Origin of the sequence: Yoonia sp., assembly GCF_036770585.1 — a bacterium.
Lineage (GTDB): Bacteria > Pseudomonadota > Alphaproteobacteria > Rhodobacterales > Rhodobacteraceae > Yoonia.
Genome location: NZ_DAIPIW010000058.1, coordinates 1 through 16,557, shown reverse-complemented (window position 1 = coordinate 16,557; position 16,557 = coordinate 1). Strand labels below are relative to the sequence as shown.

General features: G+C 62.4%; 19 protein-coding genes. 10 read left to right on the top strand and 9 right to left on the bottom strand.

Going from position 1 to position 16,557, the window contains the following annotated elements; translation table 11 throughout:
- The 3 genes from V7N12_RS10610 to V7N12_RS10600 all read left to right on the top strand — a co-directional run.
- Positions 1–1,305, top strand: a 1,305-nt coding sequence (locus tag V7N12_RS10610; RefSeq protein WP_333714511.1) for an FAD-dependent oxidoreductase, incomplete at its 5' end; no start/stop codon positions are given.
- A 164-nt stretch (positions 1,306–1,469) separates the two neighbouring features.
- Positions 1,470–2,375 carry a LysR family transcriptional regulator gene (locus tag V7N12_RS10605; RefSeq protein WP_333714510.1) on the top strand — a complete coding sequence of 302 codons (906 nt, stop codon included), beginning with the start codon at positions 1,470–1,472 and terminating at the stop codon, positions 2,373–2,375.
- A 76-nt stretch (positions 2,376–2,451) separates the two neighbouring features.
- Positions 2,452–3,180 (top strand): GGDEF domain-containing protein, encoded by a 729-nt coding sequence (locus tag V7N12_RS10600; protein WP_333714509.1) that lies wholly within the window; start codon positions 2,452–2,454, stop codon positions 3,178–3,180.
- 3 nt (positions 3,181–3,183) lie between these two features.
- On the opposite strand, the gene V7N12_RS10595 is transcribed toward V7N12_RS10600, so the two are convergent.
- Genes V7N12_RS10595 through V7N12_RS10580 form a run of 4 tightly spaced genes read right to left on the bottom strand, consistent with a single transcriptional unit; the run spans position 3,184 to position 6,131 of the window.
- Entirely contained in the window at positions 3,184–4,119 is a 936-nt protein-coding gene (locus V7N12_RS10595) for an OmpA family protein (RefSeq protein WP_333714508.1), read from the bottom strand.
- On the bottom strand, positions 4,116–4,682 hold the full coding sequence (locus tag V7N12_RS10590) for a peroxidase-related enzyme (RefSeq protein WP_333714507.1): 567 nt from the start codon (positions 4,680–4,682) through the stop codon (positions 4,116–4,118). The genes V7N12_RS10595 and V7N12_RS10590 overlap by 4 nt, the downstream gene beginning before the upstream one ends.
- A gap of 4 nt (positions 4,683–4,686) precedes the next feature.
- Positions 4,687–5,412, bottom strand: a complete 726-nt coding sequence (locus tag V7N12_RS10585) for a GNAT family N-acetyltransferase (protein WP_333714506.1) — start codon at positions 5,410–5,412, stop codon at positions 4,687–4,689.
- The gene (locus tag V7N12_RS10580) at positions 5,409–6,131 is read right to left on the bottom strand and encodes a competence/damage-inducible protein A (protein WP_333714505.1); all 723 of its coding nucleotides are present in this window, start codon (positions 6,129–6,131) and stop codon (positions 5,409–5,411) included. Before V7N12_RS10580 ends, V7N12_RS10585 begins: the two co-directional genes overlap by 4 nt.
- 41 nt (positions 6,132–6,172) lie before the next feature.
- On the opposite strand from V7N12_RS10580, the gene sfsA reads away from it, so the two are divergent.
- The 3 genes from sfsA (at position 6,173) to V7N12_RS10565 (ending at position 9,192) form a co-directional block, all read left to right on the top strand.
- Positions 6,173–6,874, top strand: a complete 702-nt coding sequence (gene sfsA / locus V7N12_RS10575; protein WP_333714504.1) for a DNA/RNA nuclease SfsA — start codon at positions 6,173–6,175, stop codon at positions 6,872–6,874.
- A 59-nt stretch (positions 6,875–6,933) separates the two neighbouring features.
- A complete protein-coding gene (map, locus tag V7N12_RS10570) occupies positions 6,934–7,740 on the top strand; it encodes a type I methionyl aminopeptidase (protein ID WP_333714503.1) in 807 nt (268 codons plus the stop codon).
- A gap of 183 nt (positions 7,741–7,923) precedes the next feature.
- Positions 7,924–9,192, top strand: coding sequence for an O-antigen ligase family protein (locus tag V7N12_RS10565; protein WP_333714502.1), 1,269 nt, complete (start codon positions 7,924–7,926; stop codon positions 9,190–9,192).
- Between the two features lie 3 nt (positions 9,193–9,195).
- Here V7N12_RS10565 and V7N12_RS10560 read toward each other — a convergent pair whose 3' ends face one another.
- On the bottom strand, positions 9,196–10,194 hold the full coding sequence (locus V7N12_RS10560; RefSeq protein ID WP_333714501.1) for a polyprenyl synthetase family protein: 999 nt from the start codon (positions 10,192–10,194) through the stop codon (positions 9,196–9,198).
- Positions 10,195–10,249: 55 nt separating this feature from the next.
- On the opposite strand from V7N12_RS10560, the gene V7N12_RS10555 reads away from it, so the two are divergent.
- The 3 genes from V7N12_RS10555 (at position 10,250) to V7N12_RS10545 (ending at position 11,491) form a co-directional block, all read left to right on the top strand.
- Complete coding sequence (locus V7N12_RS10555; RefSeq protein ID WP_090210544.1) at positions 10,250–10,468, top strand: putative signal transducing protein; 219 nt, start codon at positions 10,250–10,252, stop codon at positions 10,466–10,468.
- A complete protein-coding gene (locus tag V7N12_RS10550) occupies positions 10,461–11,216 on the top strand; it encodes a tRNA1(Val) (adenine(37)-N6)-methyltransferase (RefSeq protein WP_333714500.1) in 756 nt (251 codons plus the stop codon). The genes V7N12_RS10555 and V7N12_RS10550 overlap by 8 nt, the downstream gene beginning before the upstream one ends.
- Before the next feature lie 107 nt (positions 11,217–11,323).
- Positions 11,324–11,491: a DUF465 domain-containing protein gene (locus V7N12_RS10545; protein WP_333714499.1), complete on the top strand. Its 168-nt coding sequence runs from the start codon at positions 11,324–11,326 to the stop codon at positions 11,489–11,491.
- A gap of 40 nt (positions 11,492–11,531) precedes the next feature.
- On the opposite strand, the gene V7N12_RS10540 is transcribed toward V7N12_RS10545, so the two are convergent.
- The 4 genes from V7N12_RS10540 to V7N12_RS10525 form a co-directional block, all read right to left on the bottom strand.
- Positions 11,532–12,473 (bottom strand): transcriptional regulator GcvA, encoded by a 942-nt coding sequence (locus tag V7N12_RS10540; protein ID WP_333714498.1) that lies wholly within the window; start codon positions 12,471–12,473, stop codon positions 11,532–11,534.
- Between the two features lie 317 nt (positions 12,474–12,790).
- Positions 12,791–13,516 carry an acetoacetyl-CoA reductase gene (gene phbB, locus V7N12_RS10535; RefSeq protein WP_333714497.1) on the bottom strand — a complete coding sequence of 242 codons (726 nt, stop codon included), beginning with the start codon at positions 13,514–13,516 and terminating at the stop codon, positions 12,791–12,793.
- A 78-nt stretch (positions 13,517–13,594) separates the two neighbouring features.
- Positions 13,595–14,770, bottom strand: coding sequence for an acetyl-CoA C-acetyltransferase (locus V7N12_RS10530; protein WP_333714496.1), 1,176 nt, complete (start codon positions 14,768–14,770; stop codon positions 13,595–13,597).
- 177 nt (positions 14,771–14,947) lie between these two features.
- A complete protein-coding gene (locus V7N12_RS10525; RefSeq protein ID WP_333714495.1) occupies positions 14,948–15,757 on the bottom strand; it encodes an EAL domain-containing protein in 810 nt (269 codons plus the stop codon).
- 59 nt (positions 15,758–15,816) lie between these two features.
- Here V7N12_RS10525 and V7N12_RS10520 point away from each other — a divergent pair, with 59 nt between their 5' ends.
- Entirely contained in the window at positions 15,817–16,413 is a 597-nt protein-coding gene (locus tag V7N12_RS10520; RefSeq protein ID WP_333714494.1) for a DNA-3-methyladenine glycosylase I, read from the top strand.
- Positions 16,414–16,557: the final 144 nt, after the last annotated feature.

Here is a 16,557-nt window from a genome sequence, read left to right as displayed (position 1 = left end):
GCAGGCGCCACGATCCTGAATACCGGCATCGGCTGGCACGAGGCGCGCATCCCCACCATCGCCACCTCCGTTCCCCGCCGCGCCTTTACCTGGGTCACGAAAAAGCTGATGGGCGAGGTCGGCATCCCCGTCATCACCTCGAACCGGATCAACACCCCCGAGGTGGGCGAGGCGGTGCTGGCCGATGGCTGCGCCGACATGGTCTCGATGGCGCGGCCCTTTCTTGCCGACAGCCATTTCGTCGCCAAGGCGATGGCGGGCAAATCCGACCATATCGCCCCCTGCATCGCCTGCAATCAGGCCTGTCTCGACCACACCTTCAGCGGCAAACTGTCATCCTGCCTTGTGAACCCCCGCGCCTGTCACGAAACCGAAATCACCATCACGCGGGCAGAGACCCCCAAGTCCATCGCCGTTGTCGGTGCTGGCCCTGCGGGTCTCGCGGCTGCCCTGACCGCCGCCGAGCGCGGACACCGGGTCGTGCTTTTCGACAAGGCACCCGAGATCGGCGGCCAGCTCAACATGGCCAAGCAGGTCCCCGGCAAAGAGGAATTCCACGGGCTGGTCGATTACTACCGCACGATGGTGCAAGGCGCCGGCATTGACGTGCGGTTGAACACGGTCGCAACACCCCAAATGCTGTCGGATTTCGACGAGGTCATCATCGCCACAGGCGTCATCCCCCGCGACCCGGGCATCCCCGGTCAGGACGGCCCGAACGTGCTGTCCTACATCGACGTCCTGCGCGGCAAGGCGGCGGTCGGCAAGCGCGTTGCCGTGATCGGCGCGGGCGGGATCGGCTTTGACGTGTCCGAATATCTGGTGACGGACGAAAGCCCGACCGAGAACCTTACCGCATGGCTTGCCGAATGGGGCGTCGGTGATCCGGCGGAAACGCGCGGCGGCTTGCGCCCCGAAGGCCCCCAGCCGGATGCGCCTGCGCGGCAGGTCACGCTCTTGCAGCGCAAGGCCGAGAAACTGGGCAAACGGCTTGGCAAGACCACCGGCTGGATCCACCGTGCCGGCCTGCAAATGAAGGGCGTCAAGATGATCGGCGGCGTGAACTACGAACGCATCGACGCCGAGGGTCTGCATGTCAGCTATGGCGAGGCACGCGAGAATCCGACGCTTATTCCCGCCGATACGATCGTGCTGTGCGCCGGGCAACTGCCCGAAAGGTCGCTGGCTGACGCGCTGGCTGACACCGGCAAAGCCGTGCATGTGATCGGTGGTGCGGATGTCGCCGCGGAACTGGATGCCAAACAGGCAATCGATCAGGGGACACGCTTGGCCGCTGGCCTGTAACGCCCTGATATAATTACACTTTAAAAGCGCCCAGCGCGTCTTTCTCTGTTTCCACACAGGCACCAAACCGATTCATACCCCTGTATTGTCAGGCATTCGTCCCATTCCTGCCTGAATTGCCTGTCACCGATGACAAACGCGAATTTGTCTCTTTGGAATTTTGCATGGATCGCCTGACCGAAATGGAAGCCTTTGCCACGGTGGTAGACCAGGGTGGCTTTACGGATGCCGCGAAGAAGATGGGCATCTCCAAATCGGCTGTCTCGAAACATGTCTCGTCGCTCGAGGCGCGTCTGGGTGCGCGCCTCCTGAACCGGACGACACGCCGTGTCAGCCCGACCGAGATCGGTCTGGCCTATTACGACCGTGCCCGCCGCGTCCTGAATGACGCGGGCGAGGCGGATGCGCTGGTTTCGTCCATGCAATCCGCACCCTCTGGCCTGCTCAGGATTAGCGTCGCCACGGATTTCGGCGTCAACCTGATGTCGCCGATCTTGGGTGATTTCCTGAACGAATACCCCGACATCACCGTGAACATGGTGCTGAACAACCGCTTTGTGGAACTGATCTCGGAAGGCTTCGACATGGCCGTCCGCATCGGCGAGCTGGAAGACAACACGCTGCGCGCGCGCAAGCTGACCGAGACCAACTACCGGATGATCGCAAGTCCGGACTACTTCAAACGCTACGGTCGCCCCGAAAAGATCGACGACCTGAACGAGCACAAGCTGCTGCATTATTCCAATCAGGCGAATGCCGCCGTCTGGAAACTGACGGCACCCTCGGGCGAAAAGCGTCAGGTCCGCACGGCGGGCTGGCTGACGGTGAATGATGGTCAATCATTGCTGAACGCCTGTATCAGCGGGCTCGGCATCGCCTATCTGCCCAGCTTCCTTTATGCCGATGCGATGGAACAGGGTCTGGTCATGGACGTGATCCCCGATCTGCCGCTGGAAGCCAAAGGCATCTATTCCGTCTACCCCCCGGGCCGGTTCACGCAGCCGAAAGTCAGGGCTTTTATCGATTTTCTGGTGCATGCCTTCGACGATAAAGGCCCTGATCGCTGGTAATCGGCACCCTACCGCCCCTGCATTAAGCGAATTGCAATTCCTTGCGGACTAACCTGCCCTTGCGAGGTGCAGGACGATGTTCAACTGGTTGATGAAGGCGCTGGCGCCACACGGCGTGCCGGGTTTCCTGGCCCGGTTCATGTTGTTTCTGTCGATGGTCATGCTGGCCAATGTCTTTTTCGATATCGTGTCGGGGCGCACCACACAAAGCCTGACCTACTACATCGCCCACGGGCTGTTCGTCGGCGGACCTTTCATCGCCTTCTTTCTGGCTGTCACCGTCTTTCAGGTCAGGTTGCAGCGGAAACTGTCGCGGTTGTCACGTAAAGACCCTCTGACCGGACTGAACAACCGCCGGTCGTTCTTCGACGCGATCGACAGGCTGCGGGCCATCGACGGGCGGGGTGTGCTGCTGGTGATCGACGCGGATCACTTCAAGGCGATCAACGACACCTATGGACACAGTGTTGGCGACAGGTGTCTGCAGTCTATCGCCCATTCCATCGCGCGCGGCGTCCGCAGGGAGGACGTGGTCGGCCGGATCGGGGGCGAGGAATTCGCCGTCTACCTGCGGGCCACGACACGCGGTCAGGCACGCATCATCGGCGAACGCTTGACCCGTCCCATCACCTTTCATGATGATGACGGGTTTCCGCTGTCGGTCACGCTATCGGTCGGGGCGGCGATCGGCACACCGGGCGAGCAGGTCAAGGACATTTTCGCACGGGCGGACAAGGCGCTCTATCGCGCCAAGCAGGACGGACGCGCGCAACTGGTCTTCGCCATGCCGGGTTTGGCGGCGTGACCGCTACCGGGTCGATGTGACGATCACCTCGACGCGCCGGTTCGCCTCGCGTCCCTCTTGGGTCAGGTTGCTGGCGATCGGGGACAGATAGCCCATGCCTTGCGCTTCCAACTGGCGGCGCGGCACACCATGGACGGCGACCAGACGTTCCAGCACCGAACCCGCCCGCCGTTTCGACAAGGCGATGTTCGCCTCCAGCGACCCGGACGAATCCGTATGCCCGACAAGGGCAATCCTGCGGTCAGGGAAATCAGCAAGGTAATCCGCCAGCGCCTGAAGCGAGACAAAGGGCCCCGCACCCAACTGGGCCGAACCGGTGTCAAAGGCCAAATCCGCAAGGATACTGTGCCCGACCGTATCCAGCTGATCTGCCAGCGCGGCATCCGGGATGCTGCCCAGCGCGCGCAACGGCGTCGCTGCGGCGTCCGCGATCGGCGCTGTCTCCAGCGCTGCCGGTGCGACATAGGTGATCTCGACAAATCCCGCCTGCGCGGTGCGGCTGACAAAGAGCGTCAGATACTCCATCCCCTCGCTACCCTGCCGTTCAGAGGCCAGAAAGCGGAAATCACCGATGTTGATCCGCATTTCCGGCGGCGGAAAGGTCGCGATGGAAAACCGGAAATCGAAGCCGCCGCAGGCCTCGGTCTGGCATTCGAAGATCACGCGGAAACGGTCATTGCGCAATTGCTCGCGCAGGGGGCGCAGGATTTGCAGCGTGGTCAGTGACGGCGCCGCGATCCGCCACGCCTGCCGCGTCACCTGCCCTTCCACGACCTGCAAGGGCAATTCCCCGTCGGCCCAGATATCGGTGGGCACAGCGTAGCTGTCGAGCGCCACGACATCCTCGCGCGTCAACGTCGCGTTCGAGGGGAACTGCAGGCTTTGCGCCCAGGCCGGCCCCGCCATGGCCAGACAAATGACAGTTGCGCGCAGGATCATCTGGCCTGCGCGTGGTATTCATCGTTGGGCCGCATATCGGTGGCCGAGGCGATCCGGTTGCTCATGTTGTAGAAACCCGCCGTTGCGGCGATGTCCCAGATGTCGCGGTCCGAGAACCCTACATCGCGCAGGGCCTGCCGGTCGTCGTCGGTGATCCTGGCGCTGGCGACGGTCATCATCTCGGCGAAGTCCAGCATCGCCCTTTGCCGGGCATCCAGCGGTGCAACGCGCCAGTTCATCACCAGCATCTCGCCCAGTTTCGGATCACCGGACAGTTGCCGCACCGCCGCCCCATGCGCGGTCAGGCAGTAGTAGCATTTGTTGATGGACGAGACCGTCACCGCGATCATCTCGCGTTCCAGTTTCGACAGCCCGCTCTCGCCCAGCATGATGTCGTTATAGAGCGCGGTAAAGGCATTCAGCTTGGCGATATCAAAGGCATAGGCACGCAGCACATTCGGTACCATCCCCAGCTTGTCCTGACAGATGTCAAAGTACTTCTGCGTCGCCTCCGGCAGGGGATCCACCATGGGCAGATCAAGGGCGGTCGGTTGGTCGGTCAATGTCTTACTCCGGCAGGATCCGATAGTGATACTGTCCCACAAGCGTCATCCCGAGTGAAGAGTAGAGCGTATTCGCCCCCGCATTCGCCTGCGTCGTGACCAGCGTCAGGAACGCCGCACCGTTGTCCTGCGCCCAAAAGGCCGCCGCTTGCGTCAGATGGCGGGCCAGCCCCTTGCGCCGGTGGTCTGTGGCGATTTCCAGCGCGTGGATCATCGCGCAATCGGCAGCGATCCCGACAAACACCGTGCCCGCAGGCCGGTCATCGATGCGGCCCAGCAGGGTCGTCTTGGGGGGGCGCGCGCGGTCCATCACATCGATCCGCCCCGGCCCGATCCCGCCGGCGGCCCAGATCTCGGTCTGGACGGCCAGTGGCGGCCAGACCTCGAAACTGGTGATGGGCGGCGGGCGCGTGGTCGCGATCCTGGCGACGGGGGCCGCGTAGAGGTTCACCGGATCCTTGATGACATATCCGCGCGCGGCCAGCATGGCATCCAGCCCGGCATCCCCTTCGCGGATCATGAAAAGCGGGGTCTGCCCGACCTCGCGCATGGCGTCCTCGGCCGTTGCGATGTCCGCCTCGCCGAACGCGGCTTCCACCGTCGCCGCCGAGACGCGGCTGCCGCCCTTGCCATCGATGCGGATCGTCCAGGGCCCGACCGCCCGCTTGGCCAAGGAAGGCCATGTGCCGTCGATCACGGCATAAAGCTTGCGGGCCGAGGGCAGGGTCATGCGGCAAGAAGCCTTTCAAGTTCGGTCATCGCCGCGTCCAGTTCGCCCGCGTCCATCCCCCGGACCACGATATTGGACCCATAGATGCCATCCTTCTGGAACGGATAAGAGCCGACGGACAGTGACGGATGGTTCGCCGCGAATGTGCCCAGAGGTCCGGCCAGATCCCCCTCGCCGCGCATCAGGCAGAGCGTGCGTGACAGCAAGGGCGCCCCGCCGGTCAGCATCGGCAGGATGCTGGCGACCATCGCCTGAAACACGCTTGGCACACCGGCCAGAACGTGCACGTTTCCCAGCGTGAACCCCGGCGCGGTGCTGACGGGGTTCTCGATCAGCGTCGCCCCGTCAGGAATGCGTGCCATGCGCAGGCGGGCCTCGTTCAGTACCTGCCCCGCGCGCGCGTAATGGGCCTGCAACAGCGCCCGCGCATCATCGCGAACGCCGATCCCCACACCAAAGGCCGCAGCGATGCTGTCGGCGGTGATATCGTCATGGGTCGGCCCGATCCCGCCACTGGTGAAGACATGGGCATAGCCCGCCGACAAGGCCTTGACCGCCGCGACGATGGCGTCGCGATCGTCGCTGACCACCCGCACCTCTTTCAGGTCGATCCCGCGCGTGGTCAACTGCCCTGCCAGATAATGCATGTTCGCGTCGCGCGTCCGGCCCGAGAGGATCTCGTCCCCGATCACTAGCATCGCGGCGGTAGGGTTTGCCATTGGCTGTTCTCCTGACTGTTTCAAGACGTTATAGGGCAGGTATGGAATTTGCCACGCCCCTTGTCCCCGCCCGCCTGATCAAACGCTACAAACGGTTTCTGGCCGATGTCCGGCTTGACGACGGGCGCGAGGTGACGGCCCATTGCGCCAATCCCGGCAGCATGATGGGTCTGGCGGAACCGGGGACGAAGGTCTGGCTGGAAGCGAATGACGATCCCAACAAGAAGCTGCGGTTCGGCTGGCGGCTGGTCGATCATGAAAACGGGCATTTCACGGGAGTCGATACATCCGTTCCCAATCGCGCGCTCAGGGCCGCGCTGATCGCCCATCAGGTGCCCGGCCTGCCGCCCTATGATCTGGTCCGCCCCGAGGTGAAATACGGCCAGAACAGCCGCATTGATTTCCTGCTCAGCGGCGACGGGCCCGACACTTACGTCGAGGTCAAGAGCGTCACTCTCTCGCGGCAGGCGGGCCTTGCCGAATTTCCCGACAGCGTGACCGCGCGCGGGGCCAAGCATCTGGACGACCTTGCCGCGATGGCCGCCGCAGGGCAGCATGCGGTCATGTTCTATCTGGTGCAGCGGACCGACTGCACAGCCGTCACACTGGCATCGGATATCGACCCCGCCTACCGCGCCGCCTTCGATCGCGCCCAAAGGGCGGGCGTCCGGGTGCTGGCGCAGGCCTGCCGGATCAGCCCACATGCGATCACATTGGGCGAACCGCTTGGGTTCCGGGCCTAGAACTTCCCCGCGTTTTCACCTATGTGGCGAAGAAGCACGCAAGGAACGAGACGTTGAAAATGCAGCAAGCCCACCTGACCAAAGATGGTATCCGCATCTATCAGCCTGCCGACTACCCCGGCATGGCGAAGGCGGGTGCGCTTGCGGCGCGGATCCTCGACGATATCGCGGCCCATGTTTTCCCCGGTCAGACCACCGGCGAGCTTGACCGCCTGATCACCCGATGGGTCAGTGATGCAGGCGCGATATCGGCGACCATCGGCTACAAGGGCTATCAACATGCCAGCTGCATTTCGGTCAATCATGTGGTCTGCCATGGCATCCCCGGGGACAAGGTTCTCAAGGACGGGGATATCCTGAACATCGACGTGACCGTCATCGTCGATGGCTGGTATGGCGATACCAGCCGGATGTATGTGGCCGGCAAGCCAAGCCGCAAGGCCGAGCGGCTGATCGAGGTCACACATGATGCCCTGATGAAGGGGATCGAGGCCGCCAAGCCCGGCAATACCTTCGGTGACATCGGCTATGCGATCCAGCTTTATGCCGAAAGCCAGCGCATGTCCGTTGTCCGCGATTTCTGCGGGCATGGGTTGGGCCGCGTGTTTCACGCCCCGCCCAATGTGCTGCACTACGGGCGCCCGGGCTCGGGTGCGCGTCTGGAAGAGGGCATGTTCTTCACCATCGAGCCGATGATCAACCTCGGCCGCCCCGAAACCAAGGTGCTGGCCGACGACTGGACGGCGGTGACCCGAGACAAGTCACTTTCGGCGCAATTCGAACACTCTGTCGGGATCACCGCCGATGGCTGCGAGATCTTCACGCAATCGCCGGGCGGTCTGTTCCATCCGACCTATGTGACCTGAACCTGCAGACAATAGCGGCTGCTGGCGCGCAGACGCGATTTTCGCGTTTGCCGGGAATTTCGTGGCTTTCCCGGTGCCTTGCAGGGTGTATGGTCGCGCAGCCGACCCGATGACAAAGATCCTCTGGCCGGCAGTTGTTCCGCCCGGACCATGTCCGGCCATGTTTCGAGGTGCTCTTCGAGAATGTTCAGTTCGCGACCCGAAGACCGCTACAAACTGCTGACGATGCTCAGCGTCATCATTCTCTGGTTTGTTCCCGTCAGCATGTTCGTCACGCCCATCGTGGACTTCGTGATCGTGAAATGGCGCGAGATCAACTGGACCATGACGATGACCATGGGAAGCTTTCTTTTCACGACAATCCCGCTGATGGCCATTGTGAAGACGCAGCTGTTTTCGAACGGGGAAAGGCGGTTCTTTTGGGCAATCCTCGGTTTCTTCGGCTATGCCCTGATCCTGTCGCTGATCATGAGCACAGATTGGTTCTATCCCGTCTATGGGCTGTCGTCATGGCTTGGGGCGGCTTTGGCGGGGACGGTGATCTACGTGATGGTCAGGGACGGTGTTCTGACGCCCGAAAGGACCTTTCGGATCCTGTCATACGGGCTGATCTTCACGGCCCTGCCGATGGTGCTGGTTCTCGTCGACACGGACCGGTTCGCCGAGATTGTCGGCTGGCGCGGGGCTGCCAACATGCTCTACGCCTACGAAAACCCGCGTGCGCTTGGCTGGATTTCATCGATCGCCCTGTCCCTGCTGGTCATCCGTCTGGCGACCAGCAAAGAGGATGACAGGTTTCACCCTGCATTGCTGCTTTTGATCATCGTCGCCTCGACGACACTTTTCTGGAGCGGGTCTCGCGGCGGGCTTATCGCATTGGCGGTCAGCTTTGGTGCGGTTCTGGCACTGTCGAAAACCCGGAACACGAAACGGCTTGCCATCGCTTTGGCATGTGTCGCTGTCGGGGGGGTGATTTCGGTCTTTCTCTACCTGCCATCGACCTCATACGGGATCCTCCCGCGGATTGATGCCAAACTCAGCCAAGGGAACGTCGACGCGATGTCGTCAGGGCGTCTGACGCTGTGGAAGCTGACCATGTCCTTTATCGTCGAGCAGCCGCTGCTTGGCTATGGTGCCTTGCCGCATAAAGAGTTGCCCGGCTTCACCCATGGCAGCGCGCACAACATCATCTTGGATGCATGGCTCTGGTTCGGCATTCCCTTGGGGACCTTTGCGCTTGGCTGCGGTGCCTATCTGTGGTTCCGGACCTGCGCGATTTTCCGCAAGGCGGATGATCCCTACCTTGCCGCGTTCTTTTGCGTGATCTCGACACTTGCGGTCTACAGCCTGCTGTCGGGGCCCTATGCGCGCACGTTTCCGGTGCTGCTTTTTGCGATCTCTGCCGGGGTTCTGCTTGGCTCGCGACGACGGACGGCCAAAGAGCGCGCGTGACCCTCAGGTGATCCGCGCGACGACGTAATCGGCAAGGTCGATCAGCATTTGCTTCAGGGCATGGTCCGGCACCTGACCAAGTGCTGCTTTCGCCTTTTCGGCCCATGCCAGTGCGTCATCCCGTGTGCTTTCCATCGTGCCGTGCTTGGCAAGCAGGGCCATGGCCTGTTCCAGATCGCCCTCTTCCTGACGCCCTTTGCCGATGGTGCGGTCCCAAAAGGCGCGTTCCCCGGCGTCAGCCTTGGCCACGGCGCGGATGACGGGCATGGTCAGCTTCCGCTCGCGGAAGTCGTCGCCAAGGTTCTTGCCGATCGCCTTGGTCCCGCCATAGTCCAGCAGATCGTCGACGATCTGAAAGGAAATGCCCAACGCGTCGCCATAGTCGAACAGCGCCTGCTTGGTCGCCGCATCCTGCCCCGCGATTTCGCCGCCGACCTCCATCGCCGCGGAAAACAGCGCCGCCGTCTTGCCGCGCACGACCTTCAGGTAGGTCTCTTCGGTCGTCGCCAGATCGCTGGCGGCGGTCAGTTGCAGCACCTCGCCCTCGGCAATGGTGGCGGCGGCATTGGCGAGGATGTCGAGAACCCGCAGCGAGCCGGTCTCGACCATCAACTGGAACGACCGCGCGAAAAGGTAATCGCCGACCAGCACGCTGGAAGTATTGTCCCACAGCAGGTTCGCCGTCGGGCGACCGCGCCTTTGCTTGCTTTCGTCAACCACGTCATCGTGCAGCAGGGTCGCGGTGTGAATGAATTCCACCGTGGCGGCCAGATGCACATGGTAGGGGCCGTCATAGCCGCACATCCGCGCCGCAGCGAGGGTCAGCATGGGGCGCAGGCGCTTGCCACCGGCCTCGACCAGATGGGCGGTCACTTCGGGGATGCGCGGGGCATGTTCGGACGCCATCCGCGCGCGGATCAGGGCGTTCACAGCCGTCAGATCATCCGCCAGTGCCGCGGCAAGCTGTTCGTGCGGTTTGGTGGCGGCAGCGTCAAGGCTCATGCAAGTTTCCGTCATTTGATAGACAAGGCCGCAGCCGCATCTTAGGTCTGGTTTCATGAAAGAGCTTCTGCGCACCAACGACCCGACCGTGATCGCCTTTGCAACCGCCCTTTTGGACAGCGAGGGTATAGACTGGTTCACTTTCGACGTAAACATGAGCGTCCTGGAAGGCAGCATCGGTATAATGCCGCGCCGCCTGATGGTGATGGACCGCGATTTGTTCATGGCCGAGGCCGTGATGCGCGACGCCGAGATCGATCTGGGCCGTGACTGACGAGCTGACCCAGGATGCCTTTCTCGGGGGTCGCCTGCATGTCTGGCAACCGCGCAAGGGCTATCGGGCGGGGGTCGATCCGGTCCTGCTGGCGGCGGCGGTGCCGGCGCGGGCGGGCGATACGGTTCTGGAACTGGGATGCGGGGTCGGCACCGCGGCGCTGTGCCTTGCGGCGCGGGTGACCGGAGTTGCCGTAACTGGGGTCGAGGTGCAGCCCCAATATGCCGATCTCGCGCGCCGGAATGCCCGCGAAAACAAGGCTGACGTGGCCGTGGTCGCGGCCGATCTTGCCGCCCTGCCCGACGATCTGCGCCAGCGGCAGTTTTCATTCGTCATCATGAACCCGCCCTACTTCGACCGCCGGAACGGGACCGAGGCCGCGGATGCAGGGCGCGACATCGCGCTTGGCGGCTGCACGCCCTTGGCCACATGGCTGGACGTCGGGATCAGGCGGATCGCGGCCAAGGGCCATCTGGTGCTGATCCAGCGGATCGAACGCCTGCCAGAGGTGCTGGACGGGATCAGGGGGCGGCTTGGGTCTGTTGTCGTCTGTCCGATTGCGGGACGCACGGGCAAACCGCCGGACCTGTTCTTGCTGATGGCACGGCAGGACGGCCGCGCCCCTTTCCGCATGACCGCGCCGCTGGTCCTGCACGAGGGCGCGACGCATGACGGTGACCGCGAAAGTTATACACAAGTCATCCGGGATGTGCTGCGAAAAGGGGCAGATTTGACCGTCTGGGATTAGGATTTCGGTAATATTTTACCGACAGACTGGGTTTGCTGCCCTGCAGCGTGACAGGTCCTGCGGAATATGCTGCAGTCGACCTGCATCTAACCCAGAGGAGTAACCATATGAGCTTGAGTTCGCACTTGCAGGAACTGAAGAAGAAACATCAACACCTCTCGGAGCACGTCGAGATCTTGCAGCGCAGTCCGGGATCGGATGACCTCGAACTTGCCAAACTCAAGAAAGAAAAGCTTTTGCTGAAGGAAGAAATCACCCGGCTCAGCGCCCACTGATTTCACCGCATCGCTTTGACGGCGAATTTACAGGGCGCCGTCAAAGCAGATCGCTTGCGCGAATCAAACGTCGCCCCGCGGCAAAGCCCTGCGACGATTTGATTTCATCCATGACCCATGCCTCGAAAGCCGCGATATGGGGGCGCTTTTCGCTGCCACGCGGACAGATGAAGCGGAACTGCGCATCCGAGATCAACCCGACCTCGAAAGGGGCAACCAGACGCCCCGCCTCGAGCGCGCGGGTCGCCAACGAGACCCGCCCCAACACGACCCCGGCGCCTGCGATGGCTGCATCAAGCGCATGGTCGGCCTGCGAAAAGCGCGGCCCATGCGTCTCGTCCAGCGTCACGCCGGCAGCCTTGGCCCAGGCCCCCCACCCCATCGGCGTCTTGAACGGACTGATCGATTCATCATGGATCAGCACCGCCTTTGCGAGCTTGTCCGGCGAGTCGACCCTCTCGGCCAGCGCGGGCGACATCATCGGTGTCAGCCACTCTTCGATCAGAGAGCGGGAATAGACATCCTTCTCCTGCCCCAGACCAAAGCGGATCGCGACATCGACCTCGTCGCGGTCAAAGTCGATGATGCGCAGTGTCGCAAGAAAGCGCAGCTCGATTTCGGGGTGGGCTTGGGCGAAATCATACATGCGCGGGGCCAGCCATTTCGATGTGAAAGCGGGGCCAGCCGTCACGGTCAGCACGCCGTTATCATTAAGGCGCTTTGCATTGCGCCAGGCAGCTTGCAAGGTCGCGAAAGCGTCCCTTGCGCCTGGTGCAAGGCTGCGTCCCGCCTCGGTCAAGGCAACCGCGCGATTGAGACGGCGGAAAACGGGCGTGCCCAAATCAGCCTCTAAAGTCTTGATTTGATATGATAACGCGGCAGGTGTCACGTTCAGTTCCGCCGCAGCCTTGGCAAATGACATATGGCGCGCCGCAGCTTCAAAGGCACGTAGTGCGGTCAATGGTGGCAATCTATCCGGCATAATTCAGTTCAATACAGCTTAACTGAAGCAATAGAAAGACTCGTTTGTCAGAGCCGAGGTGAAACCGCATATATGACCCATCAAGACAACGCCGCCAGGCACCGCAATCAAAGGATCAGACCCATGTTCGAGACAACAACAAACGCCCGCGTCCGCGAAGGTTTCGACCGCGCACACAAGGAACGCGGCGAGGCCATCCGCAAAGCCTTTCGCTGGATGATCTTCCGCCACAACTAAGCCGCGGATCATGCGCACATACGAAAAGGGCCACGCCAGAACGGCGCGGCCCTTTGTCGTTTCCCAAAGCCCGTCAGGCCTTAGGTCATGTACTGGCCACCGTTGGCCGACAGCGTCGCGCCGGTGATGAAGCCCGCGTCATCGGAGGCAAGGAAGACGACCGCGCGGGCGATCTCGGCGGCTTCGCCCAGACGTCCGACGGGGATCTGCGGCAGGATCACCTCGTTCATCACTTTTTCGGGGATCGTGCTCATCATTTCGGTGTTGATGTAACCGGGGGCGATCACGTTCACGGTGATGCCCGCACGCGCGCCCTCCTGCGCCAGCGCCTTGGTAAAGCCGATATCACCGGCCTTGGCGGCGGCATAATTGGCCTGCGCGAACTGGCCCTTCTGCCCGTTGATCGAGCTGATGGTGATGATCCGGCCGAACTTGCGTTCGCGCATTCCCGGCCAGATGGGGTGGGTCATGTTGAAGACGCCGGAAAGGTTGGTGTCGATGACCTCTTTCCACTGCTGGGGGGTCATCTTGTGAAACGGCGCGTCGCGGGTGATGCCGGCGTTATTGACCAGAACCTCGACCGGACCGACCTCTGCCTCGACCTTTGCGATGCCGGTCGCACAGGCGTCGTAATCGCCGACATCCCATTTGTAGGTCTTGATGCCGGTTTCGGCGGTAAAGGCGGCGGCCTTTTCATCGTTGCCGGCATAGGTCGCGGCGACGGTGTAGCCTGCATCCTTGAGGGCCGTTGAAATGGCTGCGCCGATACCGCGCGATCCGCCTGTTACAAGTGCAACACGGGTCATAGGTTCTCCTCCCAGAAATTCATTTGGTAATCTTGTTACAGTTGCGCCGCGTTGGGCGCAACTATATTGCTTGGGTAATTATGGACGCTCGACGCAGAGCGCGACGCCCATGCCGCCGCCGATGCAGAGCGTGGCAAGGCCTTTCTTTGCACCACGGCGCTTCATCTCGAAGAGCAGGGTGTTCAGAACGCGGCAGCCAGAGGCGCCGATCGGGTGACCGATGGCAATCGCGCCGCCATTGACGTTCACGATCGACGGATCCCAGCCCATCTCTTTGTTGACGGCGCAGGCCTGTGCGGCAAAGGCTTCATTCGCTTCGACGAGGTCCAGATCGTCGACGGACCAGCCGGCCTTATCCAGCGCCTTGCGCGAGGCATAGATCGGGCCGACGCCCATGACCGATGGATCAAGCCCGGCGGTCGCGTAGGATGCGATACGCGCCAAGGGTTCGATCCCGCGCTTTTCAGCCTCATCCGCGGACATCAGCAGGGTTGCGGCGGCCCCGTCGTTCAGGCCGGATGCGTTCGCAGCCGTGACCGAACCGTCCTTGGTGAAAGCAGGGCGCAGTTTCTGCATGGCCTCCATCGTGGCGCCGTGGCGGATGTATTCGTCCTGATCGACGACAATATCGCCTTTGCGCGTGGAAATCGTGAACGGCACGATCTCATCTGCGAACTTGCCTGCCTTCTGCGCGGCCTCGGCCTTGTTCTGGCTGGCGACGGCGAATTCGTCCTGGATGTCGCGGCTGATCTGCCACTGCTCGGCGACGTTCTCGGCCGTCTGGCCCATGTGGTAGTTGTTGAAGGCGTCCCACAGGCCGTCGCGGATCATCGTGTCGATATATTTCATGTCACCCATTTTGTGCCCGGCGCGCAGCGCAGCGGCATGGGGGCTGAGGGTCATGTTTTCCTGACCGCCCGCGCAAACGATGCTGGCATCGCCCAGCATGATGTGCTGCGCCCCCAGGGCCACGGCCCGCAGGCCGGACCCGCAGACCTGGTTGATGCCCCAGGCGGCGGCCTCTTTCGGAAGGCCTGCGTTGATATGCGCCTGACGCGCAGGGTTCTGACCCTGCGCCGCCGTCAGCACCTGACCCAGAATGGTTTCGCTGACGTCGGACTTGTCGACGCCCGCGCGCGCGACGACCGCTTCGAGGACGGCGGCCCCAAGGTCATGGGCAGGTGTGTTTGCGAATGATCCGCCAAAGCTGCCCACAGCGGTGCGGGCGGCGGATGCGATAACGACGTTGGTCATGAAGACTCCCCTCCAGGTTTGCTCCCGACAGGACGGTGCCATCTTGGCGCGACTGGCGCAAGACAGTCCGGGCTGCCGCTTTCGGGGCCTGATACGTTGGAAGGGGCATCGGGGCAAATCAATTCCCCTATGCAGCAGGCGCAACCTTGGGTGATGTCACGGTGCGACCGTGGCACATCAGGCCCGGTCAAGGGTCGGACGGCCAAAGAGATACCCCTGCAGACCGTCGACACCGATCCCTGTGAGAAATTCGGCCTCGGCCCGGGTTTCGACGCCATCCGCGATGGCGACCATGTCGAACTGATGGGCAACGGTGATCAGCGCCTCTGCCAGCACCTGATTGTCGGGGTCGCTGTCGATGTTGCGGACATAGCTTTTGTCGATCTTGGCCATGTCGAAGAAGAAATCCTTGAGATGCCGGAAGGCGGTGAAACCCGCGCCGAAGCCGTCAAGCGCAAAGCAGACCCCCAGAGGCTGCATCTCGTGCATGAAGCGGATCACGTTTTCGGCCAGAAGCATCGCGGAAGTTTCATTGATTTCAAGGATCAAGCGCGGTCCTATCTCTGTCCCCGCCGCCAGCCCGCGATCCAGCGCGCGGCGCCATTCCCCATCACCGATGGACCGCGCCGAGACATTGATCGACAGCCGCAGATCGGGCCGGACCGCCAGTTCCCGCAAGGCCAGCCGCAGGGATGCGCAGTCGAGCTGCCGCGCAAGACCCGTCCCCTCGACCAGCGGCATGAAGTGACCGGCAGGGATGATATGCCCGCGCGCGTCACTAAGGCGCAGCAGCCCTTCGTGGCAGACGATTTGCCCCTGATTTGCCGCTGAATAAACAGGGTGGAAGGCAAGCTGCGCGCGGCCTGCGGCAAGGGCATCGCCGACGATGCGCATCAAGTCCCTGTCGCGGCTGGCCATCGCATAGGAAAGTGGGTCGCCCAAGGCGCGGTCTTCCATGTCGTATTGTCGCAGCGTAGTGTTTTGCATGGCTGTCCCTCATCGTCGGGCGCAGCATTGCGGGGGAACGGCTAACGGGTGGTTAAAGCATGAGCGAAAGATGCCCCTGGGCAGGGCCCGAGCAGATCTATATCGCCTACCACGACACCGAATGGGGCGTGCCCGAGTATGACAGCCGCGCGCTGTGGGAAAAGCTGATCCTCGACGGGTTTCAGGCGGGGTTGTCGTGGATCACGATCCTGAAAAAGCGCGAGAATTTCCGTGCGGCCTTCGCAGGGTTCGACCCTGCGGTGATCGCGGAATGGGGCGAGGCGGATGTGGCGCGGCTGCTGGGGGATGCTGGCATCATCCGCCATCGCGGCAAGATCGAGGCCACCATCGGTAACGCGCGCGCCTATCTGGAAATCGAGGCAAATCAGGGGTTTGACCGGTTCCTGTGGACCTACGTCGACGGGCGGCCCCTGCGCACGACGCTGGCGGAGAGGGCCGAGATGCCGACGCAAAGCAAACTCTCGGCCCAGATCTCGAAGGATTTGAAAAAGGCCGGATTCCGCTTCTGCGGGCCGACGATCGTCTATGCCTTCATGGAGGCCACGGGGCTGATCAACAACCACCTGACGGGGTGCCCGCGCCACGCAGCTTGCGCCGATCTGGCCCGCGATCCGGCCGAGGTCTGGGGGGCGTGACGCAACGCGCGGTGGACGTTGCGGGCCGAGATGCGCGAATCGTGGGTTAACGCCCGTGTTTATTGGAGTTTTAGGATGCTGGATCACGTCGGCTCTGTTGCACAAATCGTGTGCTGAGCGGACTTCCCCTTTCCCCGGACGGAC

Coding starts and splice junctions, on each gene's coding strand:
- V7N12_RS10605 (WP_333714510.1), top strand. CDS start 1,470: ATGGATCGCCTGACCGAAATGGAAGCCTTTGCCACGGTGGTAGACCAG.
- V7N12_RS10600 (WP_333714509.1), top strand. CDS start 2,452: ATGTTCAACTGGTTGATGAAGGCGCTGGCGCCACACGGCGTGCCGGGT.
- V7N12_RS10595 (WP_333714508.1), bottom strand. CDS start 4,119: ATGATCCTGCGCGCAACTGTCATTTGTCTGGCCATGGCGGGGCCGGCC.
- V7N12_RS10585 (WP_333714506.1), bottom strand. CDS start 5,412: ATGACCCTGCCCTCGGCCCGCAAGCTTTATGCCGTGATCGACGGCACA.
- V7N12_RS10580 (WP_333714505.1), bottom strand. CDS start 6,131: ATGGCAAACCCTACCGCCGCGATGCTAGTGATCGGGGACGAGATCCTC.
- sfsA (WP_333714504.1), top strand. CDS start 6,173: ATGGAATTTGCCACGCCCCTTGTCCCCGCCCGCCTGATCAAACGCTAC.
- map (WP_333714503.1), top strand. CDS start 6,934: ATGCAGCAAGCCCACCTGACCAAAGATGGTATCCGCATCTATCAGCCT.
- V7N12_RS10565 (WP_333714502.1), top strand. CDS start 7,924: ATGTTCAGTTCGCGACCCGAAGACCGCTACAAACTGCTGACGATGCTC.
- V7N12_RS10560 (WP_333714501.1), bottom strand. CDS start 10,194: ATGAGCCTTGACGCTGCCGCCACCAAACCGCACGAACAGCTTGCCGCG.
- V7N12_RS10555 (WP_090210544.1), top strand. CDS start 10,250: ATGAAAGAGCTTCTGCGCACCAACGACCCGACCGTGATCGCCTTTGCA.
- V7N12_RS10545 (WP_333714499.1), top strand. CDS start 11,324: ATGAGCTTGAGTTCGCACTTGCAGGAACTGAAGAAGAAACATCAACAC.
- V7N12_RS10540 (WP_333714498.1), bottom strand. CDS start 12,473: ATGCCGGATAGATTGCCACCATTGACCGCACTACGTGCCTTTGAAGCT.
- phbB (WP_333714497.1), bottom strand. CDS start 13,516: ATGACCCGTGTTGCACTTGTAACAGGCGGATCGCGCGGTATCGGCGCA.
- V7N12_RS10530 (WP_333714496.1), bottom strand. CDS start 14,770: ATGACCAACGTCGTTATCGCATCCGCCGCCCGCACCGCTGTGGGCAGC.
- V7N12_RS10525 (WP_333714495.1), bottom strand. CDS start 15,757: ATGCAAAACACTACGCTGCGACAATACGACATGGAAGACCGCGCCTTG.
- V7N12_RS10520 (WP_333714494.1), top strand. CDS start 15,817: ATGAGCGAAAGATGCCCCTGGGCAGGGCCCGAGCAGATCTATATCGCC.